The sequence below is a fragment of the Streptococcus hillyeri genome (genome assembly GCF_041081565.1).
GTDB lineage: Bacteria > Bacillota > Bacilli > Lactobacillales > Streptococcaceae > Streptococcus > Streptococcus hillyeri.
On sequence record NZ_CP163513.1, the window covers coordinates 1,242,870 to 1,257,827 of the forward strand.

At 40.6% G+C, this 14,958-nt stretch carries 14 protein-coding genes and 4 pseudogenes; 1 reads left to right on the plus strand and 17 read right to left on the minus strand.

Annotated elements, in window-relative coordinates; genetic code table 11:
• Positions 1-34: 34 nt before the first annotated feature.
• The 12 genes and pseudogenes from AB6M99_RS05790 to AB6M99_RS05845 form a co-directional block, all read right to left on the minus strand.
• Complete coding sequence (locus tag AB6M99_RS05790; RefSeq protein ID WP_121834658.1) at positions 35-1,342, minus strand: RsmF rRNA methyltransferase first C-terminal domain-containing protein; 1,308 nt, start codon at positions 1,340-1,342, stop codon at positions 35-37.
• A gap of 49 nt (positions 1,343-1,391) precedes the next feature.
• On the minus strand, positions 1,392-2,171 hold the full coding sequence (locus AB6M99_RS05795) for an inositol monophosphatase family protein (protein WP_121834657.1): 780 nt from the start codon (positions 2,169-2,171) through the stop codon (positions 1,392-1,394).
• On the minus strand, positions 2,161-2,439 hold the full coding sequence (locus AB6M99_RS05800) for a UPF0223 family protein (RefSeq protein ID WP_121834656.1): 279 nt from the start codon (positions 2,437-2,439) through the stop codon (positions 2,161-2,163). Before AB6M99_RS05800 ends, AB6M99_RS05795 begins: the two co-directional genes overlap by 11 nt.
• Positions 2,432-2,845 (minus strand): Spx/MgsR family RNA polymerase-binding regulatory protein, encoded by a 414-nt coding sequence (locus AB6M99_RS05805; RefSeq protein ID WP_121834655.1) that lies wholly within the window; start codon positions 2,843-2,845, stop codon positions 2,432-2,434. The genes AB6M99_RS05800 and AB6M99_RS05805 overlap by 8 nt, the downstream gene beginning before the upstream one ends.
• Before the next feature lie 62 nt (positions 2,846-2,907).
• Positions 2,908-3,841 (minus strand): annotated as a pseudogene (locus AB6M99_RS05810) (bifunctional riboflavin kinase/FAD synthetase).
• Between the two features lie 5 nt (positions 3,842-3,846).
• Positions 3,847-4,725 (minus strand): tRNA pseudouridine(55) synthase TruB, encoded by an 879-nt coding sequence (gene truB, locus AB6M99_RS05815; protein WP_121834653.1) that lies wholly within the window; start codon positions 4,723-4,725, stop codon positions 3,847-3,849.
• A 118-nt stretch (positions 4,726-4,843) separates the two neighbouring features.
• Positions 4,844-5,086 (minus strand): annotated as a pseudogene (locus AB6M99_RS05820) (PAS domain-containing protein); the annotation flags it as partial.
• Positions 5,081-5,246 (minus strand): annotated as a pseudogene (locus AB6M99_RS05825) (DUF1858 domain-containing protein); the annotation flags it as partial. The pseudogenes AB6M99_RS05820 and AB6M99_RS05825, both read right to left, overlap by 6 nt.
• Positions 5,247-5,298: 52 nt before the next feature.
• On the minus strand, positions 5,299-5,637 hold the full coding sequence (locus AB6M99_RS05830; RefSeq protein WP_121834651.1) for an ATP cone domain-containing protein: 339 nt from the start codon (positions 5,635-5,637) through the stop codon (positions 5,299-5,301).
• A gap of 78 nt (positions 5,638-5,715) precedes the next feature.
• Positions 5,716-6,219: a GNAT family N-acetyltransferase gene (locus AB6M99_RS05835; RefSeq protein WP_121834650.1), complete on the minus strand. Its 504-nt coding sequence runs from the start codon at positions 6,217-6,219 to the stop codon at positions 5,716-5,718.
• A gap of 18 nt (positions 6,220-6,237) precedes the next feature.
• Positions 6,238-7,173 (minus strand): 4-hydroxy-tetrahydrodipicolinate synthase, encoded by a 936-nt coding sequence (gene dapA, locus AB6M99_RS05840; protein WP_369350366.1) that lies wholly within the window; start codon positions 7,171-7,173, stop codon positions 6,238-6,240.
• A 72-nt stretch (positions 7,174-7,245) separates the two neighbouring features.
• Entirely contained in the window at positions 7,246-8,322 is a 1,077-nt protein-coding gene (locus AB6M99_RS05845) for an aspartate-semialdehyde dehydrogenase (RefSeq protein WP_121834648.1), read from the minus strand.
• Positions 8,323-8,551: 229 nt separating this feature from the next.
• Here AB6M99_RS05845 and AB6M99_RS05850 point away from each other — a divergent pair, with 229 nt between their 5' ends.
• Positions 8,552-9,052 carry a transcriptional regulator gene (locus AB6M99_RS05850; RefSeq protein ID WP_369350367.1) on the plus strand — a complete coding sequence of 167 codons (501 nt, stop codon included), beginning with the start codon at positions 8,552-8,554 and terminating at the stop codon, positions 9,050-9,052.
• A gap of 135 nt (positions 9,053-9,187) precedes the next feature.
• Here the strand turns inward: AB6M99_RS05850 and tnpA are convergent, their stop codons facing one another.
• The 5 genes and pseudogenes from tnpA to AB6M99_RS05875 form a co-directional block, all read right to left on the minus strand.
• Positions 9,188-9,652 carry an IS200/IS605 family transposase gene (gene tnpA / locus AB6M99_RS05855; protein ID WP_121834646.1) on the minus strand — a complete coding sequence of 155 codons (465 nt, stop codon included), beginning with the start codon at positions 9,650-9,652 and terminating at the stop codon, positions 9,188-9,190.
• Positions 9,653-9,851: 199 nt separating this feature from the next.
• Positions 9,852-11,568: pseudogene (locus AB6M99_RS05860) on the minus strand (ABC transporter ATP-binding protein).
• 1 nt (position 11,569) lies between these two features.
• Positions 11,570-13,285, minus strand: a complete 1,716-nt coding sequence (locus AB6M99_RS05865; RefSeq protein ID WP_121834644.1) for an ABC transporter ATP-binding protein — start codon at positions 13,283-13,285, stop codon at positions 11,570-11,572.
• An 86-nt stretch (positions 13,286-13,371) separates the two neighbouring features.
• Positions 13,372-13,983, minus strand: coding sequence for a lysozyme family protein (locus AB6M99_RS05870; RefSeq protein ID WP_121834643.1), 612 nt, complete (start codon positions 13,981-13,983; stop codon positions 13,372-13,374).
• On the minus strand, positions 13,983-14,957 hold the full coding sequence (locus AB6M99_RS05875) for a nucleoid-associated protein (protein ID WP_369350369.1): 975 nt from the start codon (positions 14,955-14,957) through the stop codon (positions 13,983-13,985). The genes AB6M99_RS05870 and AB6M99_RS05875 overlap by 1 nt, the downstream gene beginning before the upstream one ends.
• Position 14,958: the final 1 nt, after the last annotated feature.

Sequence of the window (14,958 nt, forward strand, 5' to 3'; positions counted from 1 at the left end):
CTAGAATATTTTTATAAATTGTATTCCATAACACTTAGGTGTTAAAACGCAAGCCTTTGGGGAAATAATTTTTGAGCGTATTCCCAACAACCTTAGCAAATCCCATGCCGTTGCCCTCTACAACCACTTGGTACCAACCATTTTTATACTGTTCTGGTAACTGAATGATATTTCCTGCGACATAAAGTTCAAACTGTTCTATATCAATTTTTACAAACTGTTCTACATCATCAGGCGATAAGGCAAGTCCTAAAGCAAAAGACGGTTCAAAACGTTTCTTTTTAAAGGTTCCAAGATGTAGACCGTTACGTGCAATTTTCAACTTTTTCAAATCAGGTAAGCCATCCGGTAACAGGTAAAGCTGATCACCAAAGGTCTGCAATAAACCTGATAAAGAAATCGTAAGGTGCTCTCTAGTAAACTCTTGCCAAAGCGACAACTGCTCACGGCTGAGATTGGTTTTGGACGTTTTCATTTTTTGAGTGACTGGCTGGCGCTGATCTTTCAAATGAGCGACAAATTGCCCTTCACCTTTAAAATGATGAGGATACATCCGCCCAACCTCTGGAATGCCAATCCCTTCAACCATACCATTGATTTTAGGAACATCTATCAAATCAAGTTCATATGAATCAAGGAGCCATTTAACCACCTCTTCATTCTCCTCAGGAGCCCAAGTACAGGTTGAGTAGACTAAGCGCCCGCCTGGGGCAAGCATTTTCATGGCATCTTTTAAAATGGATTTTTGCAGCTCTGCACATTCTGCGGGATAGGCTTCGTGCCAATACTGTGTCGCTTCATGGTCTTTACGAAACATTCCCTCACCTGAGCAAGGTCCATCAAAAACTATAAGATCAAAATAGTTCGAGAAGACTTTTGATAGTCTTTCAGCACTCTCATTAGTGACGACCACATTTCTAGCACCAAAACGTTCAATATTTTCTACAAGAATCTTGCTACGTTTCGTCGAAATTTCATTGGAGACGAGGACACCTGTATTTTGTAAATAGCTGAGCAGGTGTGTTGATTTTCCTCCCGGTGCAGCTGCAAGGTCCAAGACTTTCATTCCCTTTTTAGGCGCAGCAATTTGCCCAACAATCTGAGCAGCAGGCTCTTGAGAATAGACTAATCCTGTGACATGCTCTGCACTTTTTCCAGAAACTTTTCCATAAAATCCCCACGGGGTATTAGGAATAGGATCACTAAAGGACTTCTGCTCCTTCTTGAGAGGATTTATGCGATAAGCTGATTGCGATTCTTCATCAAAGGTTTTGAGAAAATCATCAGCCTCTTCTCCCAAAATAGAACGATATTTTTCGATAAATGGTTTAGGTAAATACATGTCTATATTATACTAAAATCACTGTTTTTAAGCAAAAAACAGAACTGAGCTATGCCCAATTCTGTTCATTTTTATTTAGTAAGTGTAAGACATCTGCCTTATACTGTCTTGGAAGAAAAACAACTTTCTCACGGCTGATAAAATCAACCGTCTGACCATCTAAGGTCAGCAGTTCATATCCCAATGATTGGCCTAAAATACTAGCTGCGGCATAATCCCAAGGATAAACATTTGAAAAATATGCCCAAAGCTGATTATTGAGAACCTTAGCCATGCTCAGACCAGCACAGCCATAATTTCTAATCCCTAAAGCATTCTGTAAAACCGCTAGAATATTATGATCATTTTGCACAATCATGCCTGTATTACACGCTACAAGAGATTGATTTAGTGGGCGACCGTCAAAAACAGGAAGTTCTCTGCCATTACAAGTTACTGGAAAAATGCCACCACCAGCGTAGAGTTTATCTGCCATCACATCATAAATCAATCCAAATTGACCAACACCCTGCTCAAAATAAGCTAACATAATGGCAAAATCGGATTTTTGTGTGACAAAATTAAGCGTACCATCTATCGGGTCAATCACCCAGACATTACCATCAGAAATCGCTTGCTGATTATCTGATTCCTCAGCCAAAAAATGATCCTTGGGGTAGGAAACCGTAATCTTCTGCATTAAAAAGGTTTGAATAGCAACATCCACCGACGTTACAATGTCATCATTTGTCGATTTAACGGTGATATCAAAGATGTCTTCCATTTGTTGAAGAAGTAATTTGCCTGCTTCTTTGATTACATTTTGAGCAAAGGTAAATTTACTTTCCAAGCGAAATCACACCCTTCCCCTTATTTTTTGCTGCTTGCACAGCACGGTAAGTCGAGTAACCACTGGTTGCCTCAAATTCACGGTCAATCTGCTTTTCTTGAGCCTTACTTTTCACAATGCTTTTAAAAATAGCATAGCTACTTAACAATTTTTCGGCGTCTATTTTAGACTCGTAGGCAAGCTCTACGGCGTTCAAAAAAGAAAGCACTGAAGTAATCTCATCAGTGCTCCAAGTCAAATCAAGTGGATAAGAATAACTCTTATGCATGTCTTCCCTCAATCTCTGCTCGAATAGTGGCTTGTCGCAAGCCCTGTTTACGATAATCGCGTGGTAAAAAGGCACGGATTTCATCTTCATTAAAACCAATCTGCATCCGTTTGCTATCCATAATAATCGGACGACGAAGAAGGCTAGGATTTTCAGCAATCAACTTAATCAACTCCGAAATAGACAATTCGTCCACATCAATATTAAGCTTCTGAAAAACCTTAGAGCGTGTTGAAATAATATCCTCAGTCCCATTTTCAGTGTAAGATAAAATATCTAACAATTCCTCGCGTGAAAGCGGACTTGTTATAATGTTATGTTCGCGAAACTCTACATCGTGCTTTAATAACCATGCCCTCGCTTTACGACAACTGGTACAGCTAGGCGATAAATATAGCGTAATCATGTCAACACCGCCTCTATCCTTAACTATTTACACTTTATTATACAAAAAAGTAAATCATATTTCTAGACTTTTTTCATAATTAAGCCCATTTTTTTTGAAAATTGTTCATCTTTTTCCAATTGTGTAATCAAATCATCAATGCCAGAGAATTTGACCATGTCCCGAATTTTATGCAACCAGAAAATCTCAACTTCTTCACCGTATATTTCCCCAGTAAAGTCAAAAAGAATGCGCTTCCAGTCGTAACTCTGTTCCACCAAACGTGACGTTCTGACCAATCGAAGTCATTGCGCGATAGATTTTTCCTTTGACACGAACGTCTGTGACATAAACCCCATCTGAGGGTAAATGTGTCCGATCAATCGGAGCTAGATTGGCTGTTGGGTATCCGATGGTACGACCACGCGCATCACCATGGACCACAATGCCTCGTGTCGTGAACGTATATCCCAGCAATTGATTGGTTAACCCGATATCGCCTTTCGTTACCGCTTCACGGATACGTGTTGAGGAAATCTTTTCACCATCTAGTTGGACTTCTTCTACGGTGTGCACAGTAGCATTAGTATTACGAGCTAGATAGTCGCTGTTTGTTTTATTGTGACCAAATTGGTAATCAAAGCCGACAACAATGTCCTGAGCCTGTAATTTTTCGACGTAATGCTTGATAAAATTGTCTGAACTGGTTTTCGCAAAATCACTGGTAAAGTTGGTCAAATAGAGGTAATCGACACCATACTCTTCAAATTTTGCGTAGCGCTTTTCAGGATAAGTCAGGTGCAACAGCAATTCTGGACTAAAACGAGCAAAGGTCAGCTTTGGAGACTCATGAAACGTCAACACTGAAATCGGCAAGTTTTTTTGCTCTGCTATTTCTCGTGCCTTATCAAAAAGAGCCTTGTGTCCCAGATGCAGACCATCAAAATAGCCTAAAACCAAGACTGTCGGTTGTGTAGTTAACAAATCGTGATGATTTTTTATCGTTATGATGTTCATGTTCGTTAAATCAATACTTTTCTAGGTTTATATAAGTCGTCACGCGCTTCTAAAATGGCAATCACTTTGCCCTCATGAAAACCTGCTATTAATTCTGCAGAAGTTTCCAGCTTGACACGACGACCATAGGAAATTTCAGTGACGTCCGCTGAAGTCAGTTCAACGTGCGGCAAGTCAGCAACACCGTACTCAATCGGCAGCAAAAAGCTCCAATCATCGTCATTGACCTTTTCTTTGATTTCTTCCAGAGTCAAAGCAGAGCTTAATTCCAATCCTGCCGAAGCTGTCCTTTGAAGAGCAGACATATGACTGGCATAGCCAAGCGCTGCGCCTAAATCAACAGATAAGGTTCGAACATACGTTCCCTTGCTGCAAGCCACTCGAAAGGTAAATACCGCTCTGCCATTTTCCAAAGAAATCGGTGAGGTACGTGCAAATTCCGTAATGGTCACTTGACGTGATGGGCGTTCAACCTCTTCACCAGCACGCGCATATTCGTAAAGTTTGCGTCCATTGACTTTGACCGCAGAATACATGGGTGGGGTTTGAGTGATTTTGCCAACAAAAGCAGACATGGCGAGATCAACAGCTTCCTCAGATAAATCTGATACCGGTGTTGTCTCAACAATCTCACCAGAAGCATCTTCTGTTGTGGTTGAAAAACCAAGCGTTATCTCACCCTCGTAGACTTTTCCAGCCTCAGTCATGTACTCAATAACACGCGTCGCTTTTCCAACGGCAATAGGTAAAACACCCGTCACATCTGGATCAAGAGTCCCCCCGTGACCAATCTTTTTTTCTTTTAAGAGTTTGCGAAGCTTGAAAACAGCATCATGGCTAGTCATTCCCGCTTCTTTTTTCAAATTAATAATTCCTGAAATCATAACATTTATTATAACAAAAAATCTCACCAATTGGCGAGATTTTACTATGTTTAAAAACGATAAAGCTTTTTAGAAATCCACAATTATTATCCTAACAGCATATGATGAAGAATAAGACCTATTTAATAGCACGCATAATATCTCCATCTAATTCAAAGAAATCCTGAATTTCTTGGATATATTCCAGAACGCCTTGAAAGTCACCAGATTCATCACATACAGCTACATAAGTCATGTGAACAAACTTACCCAGTTTTTCTGATTTGAACCACATGGCTACCTTGTCTTTTTGACCTGTTCGTAACAGTTGAAAAATCATTTAAACTTTATCAAGGACTTTGGGTGGATGGCAGAGCTCAACAGGAAGGCTAATCAATTTAGAACCAACTTTCAAACTGGTCACTTTTCCAACAGTATTTAACATGGTTGGGCTGCTAGTGGTTTAAAACCAAATTCAATCAAAATATTTTATGGCGTTTAATGACTTCTGCAATGGGTATCGTTAACTCAAGCGTATTTATCGTAACACCTTGTCTAAATAGTAGTCAAAAAGGAACCTAAGCTCCTAAAACATTATTTCGTCTGTTCAAAACGTAAATGCACGATAATGCTATCCCCGTAGCCATTGCGCTCCAAATCACGCTGCAGGCGGTAAGAAATGTAATGCTCTGCAATATTGATATAACCAGCATCCATGAGACGATTTTCAACACAAGACTGAATCATGCTAATCGTTGGTCGTTCAACATGGGCTTCTTCAAGGTCAATCGTCACCTTTTTAGTCACTTGGGCAAGGTTTTGACGCCACGTATCATCAATCACATAAACTGTTTGTGCTGCCTTGATAATCGCTTGATAAATTTTTTCAGGATCAAAGTTAGCGACTTGACCATCACGTTTGATAATCTGCATAAGAACACCTCTTTTCATTCGTTTTCATCTTTACTTACATTATGCAAGTGTTTTCATGATTTGTCAAGCTTTTCTTTGTTAAACTGAGCGTTTTAGATGAAAACTTCGAGGAAATGAGGGGGATTTCTTACTTTCAGTAGCGTATTGGAAGATAAAGCCCTGCTTTTCATAAAAAGACAAGCCAATCCGATTGCCCTCCATGGCAGAGGTAATCCATTGTTTCTCAATACCATAGGTTTCCTTTTGATAGGCTGTGAAAGCATCGACTAGCTGACTACCAATACCTTGTCGTTTCAACTCAGGGTCAACATAAAGAACATAGATGTGTCCTTCGTTATGCTCATCAATACCACCACCGATACAACCCAGAACCTTGTCGTCTTCTACAACAACCCAATAACCGTGATAATAAGGACTATCGTCCAAAACATCCTTAGTAACACGCGCTTCGTTATAATAGTCTTCAATCACTTGGTTGATATAGGATTGTGGCACCAAATCTTTATAGGTCTCTCGCCAACCTCGACTACAAACAGCCATAATCTGGGGGACATCTTTTAATACTGCACGCCTGATAATCATGCTAGCTTCTCCTTAGCCTTAGTAGTCTGGGCGCACAACCCCTGTTACAGTTGCACGAGTTGCCTCATAATCACCGTCAACGACAACTTTGACAATACGTTTCGCATCTTCTGCTGGCGCTGGTACAAGAGGGAGACGCAACGGACCAACATCGAAGCCAAGGTAGTTAAATACCGCTTTAACAGGCGCGGGACTTGGATAAGAGAAAAGAGCGTTGACTTTCGGAATGAATTGGCGCTGAATAGCTGCCGCTTTCTTGATATCACTCTGCTCAATGGCTTGAAACATCTCATACATCTCGTCACCATTGGTGTGCGAAGCAACCGAAATAACCCCATCAGCACCCAAGTTCATGGCATGGAAAGCATCCCCATCTTCCCCAGTATAAACAAGGAAATCTTCTGGCTTATGTTCAATCAGATAAGCCATATTAGCAAGGCTGGTACACTCTTTAACGCCAATAATATTAGGATGCTCTGCTAAACGAAGCATGGTTTCAGGAGTCATTTCCACAACCACACGCCCTGGAATATTATAGATGATAATTGGCAAATCGCTCGCATCCGCAATCGCTTTGAAATGCTGATACATGCCTTCCTGAGACGGTTTATTGTAATAAGGTACGATGGCAAGACCTGCAGCGAAGCCGCCAAATTCAGCAACCTCTTTGGCAAACTCAATCGAGTCACGTGTATCATTGGTCCCCACACCTGCAATCAAAGGCACGCGCCCCTTCACAATCTTTTGGACCGCAGCAAACAATTCCAACTCTTCCTTGTGGGTTAAGGTTGGACTTTCAGCTGTTGTCCCTGCTAATAAAATCCCTTCTGTATGGTGGGCTAACAAATGCTCTACCAAATCAGGCAAAGCTTCAAAATTAATAGACCCATCTTCGTGAAATGGTGTAATCATGGCAGTAATAATTTTGGCTTGACGTAATTGCTCAATAGACATTTTGGACTCCTATCTTTTCCTTTTCTAGCAAAAAACTGAGACTAAGACTTCTCTTAATCTCAGTTAAAGCACTTATTTCAATTCAAAAACAAGTTCTTTTGTCGGACGTACCAACCCACGCTCATGAAGGCTTTCAGCAATTTGGACTGAATTCCATGCGGCACCTTTTAGCAAGTTGTCAGAAACCACCCACATATGGATACCATTTTCAGCATCCAAATCTTTACGGATACGACCAACAAATGTCTCACGACGGCCAACAGCATTGACAGCCTGAGGGTAGATTTGGTTAGCGACATCGTCTTCTAACACTGCCCCTGGGAAGTTGGCAATCGCTTCTTTGACATCAGCAATTGGAGCTGGATCAATCGTTTCAATGTAGACTGACTCTGAATGACCTGACAAAACAGGGACACGAACACAAGTTGCAGAAACCTTAATGGCATCATCTTCCATGATTTTCTTGGTTTCTTTTGTCATTTTCATTTCTTCATAAGTGTAGTCATTGTCTGTAAACAAATCAATCTGCGGCAGAGCATTAAAAGCGATTGGGTAATGCTTTTTATCACCACCTGATGGTAAAATTTTAGCCGTCAAATGTTTAGGGGCAACACCATCAACAACTGCTTCATGCAATTGACCAAGCGTTTCTTGGATAGCTGTTGCACCAGCACCTGATACCGCTTGATAAGTTGATACGATGATACGGTCCAGTCCCCAACGCTGACGAATCGGCTCAAGCGCCACCATCATTTGGATGGTTGAACAGTTTGGACAAGCAATAATTCCCTTGTGAACATCCATGGCGTGAGCATTAACTTCTGGAACCACCAATGGTACATCAGGATTTTGACGGAAGTAAGAAGTATTATCAACCACAACAGCGCCAGCTTTTACCGCATAAGGAGCAAACTTAGCAGACGTTCCACCACCAGCTGAAAAGAGGGCAATGTCGACACCTTCAAAAGCCGTCTCAGTCGTTTCCTCAATAACGATTTCTTGCCCTTTATACGTCAAGGTCTTACCAGCCGAACGCGCAGACGCCAATAGGCGTACCTTGTCAATCGGAAGCGTTGACTCTTCCAGCATTTTAATCATTTGTGTTCCTACGGCACCTGTGGCACCAACGACAGCTACTGTATATCCCATGGTTTCTCCTTCATTTGAACACTAGCAGAGCTACTTTCAAAATATTCTAACAATTTATATAAATTTCATTATACTACAATAGCCAGTGCTTGAAAAGTTGAAAATTCAAAAAAGTTGCACAAAATGAAAAAAGTTCCCAAAACGTGAGAACTTTTCATCCTATTTTTAAAAGTCATCCACTGAAATCACCTCATCTGCCATTTCCCAGATTGATGGATTATGGGTCGCAATGATTGATTTTTACTCCAATAATAAGAAAGATGAGGCTATAGATACCCTAGAAACCTTGTCTAAACAGATCAATCATCAAACAGATATTTACTTGAAAATCCTAAATACTTTGGCAAATTTTTATGATGAGGTTGAACGACGTGAAGATTATGAAGAGATTTATCATAGGCTAATGAAGCTCTATCAAGAAAAAGATCTAACTAATCAAGAATATCTTTTTGGCTATCTTAAGGCACGTTACAACTATGCTCATCATTTACAATTAAAAGCGCAATACATGGAAGCTGTTGAGCTTGCTTTAGAAACGATTGCTATCTGTAAAGAAAAAGAGACCAGTCATCAACTTGCTCTCTTACTGATTATTGTTGGAAATGCTGGTAGGCATTTTATGGACGTTGAAAAAGTTAAGGGCTACTATCTACAAGCAAGGGATTTGTTTAGCATTTATGGTAATCACATCATGCTCCTTAAAATTGAAGATTACCTTCAAGAATCATGACCACCCGTCAAACGGGTGGTTTGAACAGGGGCTATAAGCCCACATCACCAGCCAGCGCCTAAAGACGCTGGCTTTCACTTTGTTCAAGCCTAATCGCTTTTGACTCGTCACTTGCCTCTTAAAGAGGCGCTGGTATTACTTGCCATCATCCCTAAAGGGATCTTCGTATTCTTTTACGCTCAATTTATCCAGAGCAATATCATGTTTTTCGTGTTCTTGGATATATTTTTTAATAGTCGCTTCATTCAGTCCAACTGTGCTCACATAATAACCCTCTGCCCAAAAATGGCGATTCCCAAACTTGTATTTGAGATTAGCGTGTTTGTCAAACATCATCAGAGCACTTTTACCTTTTAAGTAGCCCATGAAACTTGAAACGCTGATTCTTGGGGGAATACTAACTAGCATATGAACATGATCTGGCATTAAATGTCCTTCTATTATTTCGACTCCTTTATAACTACATAAACGTCGAAATATTTCGCCTAGACTGCTTCGATATTGATTATAGATTACTTCTCGTCTATACTTAGGTGTAAACACAATGTGGTATTTACACATCCACTTTGTGTGTGATAAACTATGTGCCTTTTGTGCCATATATTGCTCCTTTCGCTTTACTTCAGGCTTGAACACCTTTATTGTATCGCGTTTGGAGTTTTTTGGGTATAACCAACGATGCGCACCCGCATAGCGGGTGGTTTATTTGTTTCGCACCTACGGAGCGAAACGGACTTAAAGTCACATAACTTGAAAAGTGACCCCGAATGTTCGAGAGGTCACTTTTTCTGTTAGATTTCTAACTTGCTTGAGCCATCTGCATGTGATAGTAAACACCTTTTTGGCTCATGAGTGTGGTATGATTGCCATGCTCAACGATATTGCCATCCACCATAACAAGGATAATATCAGCTGATTGAATGGTTGATAATCGGTGCGCAATGATAAAGCTGGTTCTGCCTTCCATCAACTTTTCAAAAGCTTCTTGTACCAAAATCTCTGTTCGCGTATCAATAGATGATGTCGCTTCATCCAAGATTAACATTTGTGGTAACTTGACAAAGATTCTGGCAATGGTTAATAGCTGACGCTGACCTTGCGATAAGGAGTCACCACCATCAGTTAGTACGGTATCATATCCTTTTGGCAATTGGCGAATAAAGAAATCAGCATTGGCAGACTGTGCTGCTGCAATCACTTCTTCTCTTGTCGCATCTGGTTTGGCATAGGCGATATTATCATGTATGGTGCCATTTTTTAACCAGGTTTCTTGTAAGACCATACCAATCTGACTACGGAAATCGGCACGTTTATAGTCTGTCAATGGCTGCCCATCTAATAAAATCTGTCCACCTGTCACATCATAAAAGCGCATCAATAGATTGATTAGGGTTGATTTTCCAGCTCCTGTTGGACCTACCACTGCTACTTTGCTTGCTGCTGGAATGTCAATGGAAAGGTCATTGATCAAGGTGCGTTGGCTATCAGGATAACCAAACGAAATCTTGTCAAAACTAACATGACCTTTCAGTAAGTTCTGACCTAGCTCTGCTTGTCCCTCATCTACTAAACTTTGCTCATCTAAAATAGCATACAACCTCTCCGCACAGGCTAGAGCGCTCTGCAATTCTGCCAAAACCGAAGAAATATCGTTAAACGGCTTGGTATATTGATTGACATAATTAAGGAAGGTTGTCAGTTGACCAACCGTGAACGTTCCTGACATAATGCGATAGGCACCTACACCGGTCAACAGAGCATAGATAAGAGCATTGACAAATCGCGTCGAAGGGTTAACCGTTGAGGAGTAGAAAATAGCTCCTAGTGAGTGCTTAGCATACCGATCATTGATATTTTGGAATTGGGAAATGGCTTGCGCTTGACCATTGAAAGACTGAATAAGACTTTCTTGCCCAATCATTTCTTCTATGAGCTGCGTTTGTAGGCCACGTGACTGCGTTTGATTCTGATATAGGCGATATGATTTTTTAGCAATAAAGCGGGCTAAAAAGAGCGACAAGGGAGTCAACACTAAAACCAAGGCTAACATCACAAAGTCTAATGTTGCCATGGTTACGATAGAGACTACAATCGTTAAAGCACCAACTAAAAACTGATTAAAAATCATCAAGAGACCGTTGCTCAATTGCTCCGTATCGGTTGTTAATCGACTCACCATATCTCCCACACCACGCTTGTCTAAGTAAGCAATTGGTAGCTCATGAAGTTTCGTCATCACAGCTTGACGAAGATTTTTAATATAAGAGAAAATCAAGCGGTTATACAATATCGGAGATAGCCATTGTACCAAAGTATTGGCAACTATCACACATAACATTTGCACGATCAAGCCAGATAAAAGAGACAAAGCATTCTGGCTTAACCACGCTGTCAACAGCTTCACCAATCAAAATCGGTAAATAAATGGTCAATCCCACCTGAGCAATGGTCAATAGGAGAATGGCAAATACTAACCAAGGATTAGCCAGTAAATCTTTCATCAATCGTTTAAACATGCTATTCCCCCTTTTCCTGTGATTTGCAAATGGCTTGATAAATCTCATTTTCTGACAATAATTCTTGGTGAGTTCCAAGTCCAGATTGTTGTCCCTTATCAAGAACTAAAATCTTGTCTGCCTGAGACAGACTCCCTGGTCTTTGCGAGATTAAGATTACAGTGGTATCAGATAATTGTTCACGAAGAGCAGATAAGAGACGGCTTTCTGTGAGGTAATCAAGAGCCGAGGTCGCATCATCCAAAACAAGAAATGGTGCTTTCCTCAAAATAGCTCTTGCAATTGTCAGCCTCTGCCTTTGACCTCCAGAAAAGTTTCGTCCGAAGGCCTCTACCTCAGCATCTAGCTGTCCATCTTTCTCACGGACAAAATCACTCGCTTGCGCCATTTCTAGTGCCTGCCAAAGCTCATCTTCACTAACAGGCTGATGTAAGCCTAAGGTAAGATTTGAACGAATCGTTCCTTTAAATAGCTCTGCTTTTTGTGGAACAAGGGCAACCCAATCACGCCACTCACCTAGTGACCTTGGACTTTGTCCATTTTGAAAAATAGCAAAGCTACCTAGAGTTGGACGGTAGAGACCATTAATCATTTTGACAAAAGTGGACTTCCCAGAACCAGTCCCTCCAATAATACCCAAAAATTGGCCCTTCGCTAACCTTAAATGAATCTGATGTAGAGAAGGTTCAGATGCATTTGGATAGGTAAAGGTGACCTCATCCACAACTAAAGCGTGTGAGGAGGTTTCCCGTTCTAATTCGGCCTCTACTTCCTCTGATGTTAAGTCAAAAACAGAGGAGATCCGTTGAGCTGAGATAAAGGATTGGTTAAGCGTTGTCACTAACATGGTCAATTTAATCAATTCAACTAAAATTTGTAACAGGTAATTAACAAGGGCAACTAACATTCCTTGAGACAGTAAACCTGTTCCGATTTTAACGCCACCATGCCAAATCACAATGACTAAGGTCACATTTACCACAAGATAGGTTAAAGGGGTAACAAGAATAGAAAGATTGCCTGTTTTGAGTTGCTGATGAGTATAACCTGCGTTAGCCTGACTAAAATCAACGATCTCTCGCTCCGTCTGATTAAAGGCACGTATCACTCTTATGCCCTGCATTTGCTCCCTAGTCAAAGACACAATACTATCTAATTGCTGGCGAAGACGCAGATACATTGGGCTAAGAAGTCGACTCATTATGCCTACAATGAGGAAAAGCACGACCACCATTAGCAAAAACCAAAGGGTAATGCCACGATCAATGGTCAAAGCCATGAAAATAGCACCAAAAACGATGAACGGAGAACGTAAAAAGAGACGTAAAAACATATTGATGCCTGACTGAACCTGCATTGTATCACTCGTCATCCGTGAAATCAAGCTAGACGTTCCTAGTTTATCACGCTCCTCTTGAGGTAAGGTCATGATTTTAGCAAATAAATCCTGACTTAATTTTTGAGTATAGCCAACCGCAGCCTTTGCTGAAAAATATTGAGCTGTTATCGCAACGACACAACCAACAACAGCCAGAATAAAAAGCAGAAAAATCATCATATACAGATGATTTTTATCTTGATGTGGAATGGCTTGGTCTAAAATTTGTGCTAACACCAGTGGTACTAGAAGCTCAAAAGAAGCCTCTAGTAACTTGAAAACTGGTCCTAAAATGGTTTCCTTGAGATAGCCTTTAAAATAGGCAAGTAGATTTTTCATAAGTTTCCTTTTAAGTCAGTGATAAGCTGAACTCGAGTTTTCGCAGCTGCAATTATTTCAAGTAATCATAACACTCTCATACCTTCTCAGTTAGAAAAAAGGCTAAAGAATTTGATGAGGTTTAAATTGACTTGAACCTGCCGTGAATAGTAAAAATTGCCACCGTTTTGATAAAGCTCCCTGTCACCATTAATGATTGAGAGAAAGCTATTGTAGGTATAGGTCTTTCCAGTTGTATTTCCAAGACTAGGAGCTAAAACATCACGTGAATAGACCTTAGCCAGTTCGATACTATTTTGACCACCGTGCTCAGCAACGTAAGAAATATAAGGCGAACCAAAATTATAAGCCTGCACTGCGGTCCAATCATCGACATGGTAATCCTCTGCCAAAAGCAAATTTTCTGATAGGACTAATACGCCCTGACGAACACTCTCACGACTATCGGTGATGGTATTGGTCTGCCCAGTAGAGCTTTCACTGGACTGCATGACATCTTGCTGTTCCCCTTTGGTTTCAGTGTAAATCATTGCTAGAACAAGATTTTCATTGGCCAGCGTATCATTTTCAGCTAACACTTCTCTGACCATACCACGGTAGGAAAGAACTGTCTGAACAGCCTGATTTGTCCGATACCCCCATCCTACAATACCAATCAGTAGCAACAGGACTGTCAAGCGTCTTAATTTTTTTAACATTATTTATTTTGAATATCCTGTATGTTCTTGATTAAAATGGAGTAGGTACCATCATTATTTTGGATGAATTCCACACTTTCCGCATCCTGATAGACATTATTTGGAACAATCAGCTCAATGCCATTTGACAAGGAGAGTTTCTGACTTTCCAGTTTCTTAATTTGACGTGAACTATCAATATCCGATATTTTAATTGGCTCTGGAATGGTTTCTTTTAACTCGTCAATAAAGGTCAAACGCGCCGTCAAATTATCGTCAAAGAGCTGGTTAGCCAATTTTTCTGGAGACAATTCTTGCTCTTCCAAATTGTTAAAGATGGCTGTCTTAACCTTTGATTGGAAGGCAAAATCATCCTTATTAAAGCTATCCGCCACCTTCTGTGCCACCTGCTCCACTTGCTTAATGGACTTCTTGACAGACTGCTCAGGCTTGACCTGCAAGAGATTTTCAGAGAAATAATTGGCAAAAGACCCATTATGCTTAATCCGTTTCTCGATTAAATAATACTGGTGTGTTTTTCGGTTAATGAGCAGGGCTTCATCTGGTGTCTGGGCAGCTGATGGGAGATTATTCTGAGTCACCTTGATAGGACTTTCGCTGTCGCCTGAAATATGCGTGAAGTTCTCTTTGAGTCCGACTCGAAGAAAGGCAAAGTATTCCTCGCCATCTCGATCAAACTGGATAAAGACCAAGTCGTTGGTCTTTTGATCCTCGGAAATCACAAATTCTTCCTTCCAGAGCTCTGCTATTTTCACTGAAGTTGCCATCAAATCGTCGGTCAAGTAAGACAAGAAGACATTGTCAGCCTCAAATTGGCCACGCTTAGCCTCATCTGAAAAAACTTTAGATAATTTCTTTCTGAAATAGTCATCAATCCGAGGGGTCAAAACCAAAGGATTTTCAGCTAAAATCAGCTCAGTATCGTCTGGGGTAAATTGGTGAATGATAATTTTTTTGATGTATAAATCTAGCATA

What these genes read in the sequence shown, in the direction of transcription:
- AB6M99_RS05790 (WP_121834658.1), bottom strand. Translation starts at nt 1,342, where the DNA reads ATGTATTTACCTAAACCATTTATCGAAAAATATCGTTCTATTTTGGGA.
- AB6M99_RS05800 (WP_121834656.1), bottom strand. Translation starts at nt 2,439, where the DNA reads ATGCATAAGAGTTATTCTTATCCACTTGATTTGACTTGGAGCACTGAT.
- AB6M99_RS05805 (WP_121834655.1), bottom strand. Translation starts at nt 2,845, where the DNA reads ATGATTACGCTATATTTATCGCCTAGCTGTACCAGTTGTCGTAAAGCG.
- truB (WP_121834653.1), bottom strand. Translation starts at nt 4,725, where the DNA reads ATGATTTCAGGAATTATTAATTTGAAAAAAGAAGCGGGAATGACTAGC.
- AB6M99_RS05830 (WP_121834651.1), bottom strand. Translation starts at nt 5,637, where the DNA reads ATGCAGATTATCAAACGTGATGGTCAAGTCGCTAACTTTGATCCTGAA.
- AB6M99_RS05835 (WP_121834650.1), bottom strand. Translation starts at nt 6,219, where the DNA reads ATGATTATCAGGCGTGCAGTATTAAAAGATGTCCCCCAGATTATGGCT.
- dapA (WP_369350366.1), bottom strand. Translation starts at nt 7,173, where the DNA reads ATGTCTATTGAGCAATTACGTCAAGCCAAAATTATTACTGCCATGATT.
- AB6M99_RS05845 (WP_121834648.1), bottom strand. Translation starts at nt 8,322, where the DNA reads ATGGGATATACAGTAGCTGTCGTTGGTGCCACAGGTGCCGTAGGAACA.
- AB6M99_RS05850 (WP_369350367.1), top strand. Translation starts at nt 8,552, where the DNA reads ATGATTGATTTTTACTCCAATAATAAGAAAGATGAGGCTATAGATACC.
- tnpA (WP_121834646.1), bottom strand. Translation starts at nt 9,652, where the DNA reads ATGGCACAAAAGGCACATAGTTTATCACACACAAAGTGGATGTGTAAA.
- AB6M99_RS05865 (WP_121834644.1), bottom strand. Translation starts at nt 13,285, where the DNA reads ATGAAAAATCTACTTGCCTATTTTAAAGGCTATCTCAAGGAAACCATT.
- AB6M99_RS05870 (WP_121834643.1), bottom strand. Translation starts at nt 13,983, where the DNA reads ATGTTAAAAAAATTAAGACGCTTGACAGTCCTGTTGCTACTGATTGGT.
- AB6M99_RS05875 (WP_369350369.1), bottom strand. Translation starts at nt 14,957, where the DNA reads ATGCTAGATTTATACATCAAAAAAATTATCATTCACCAATTTACCCCA.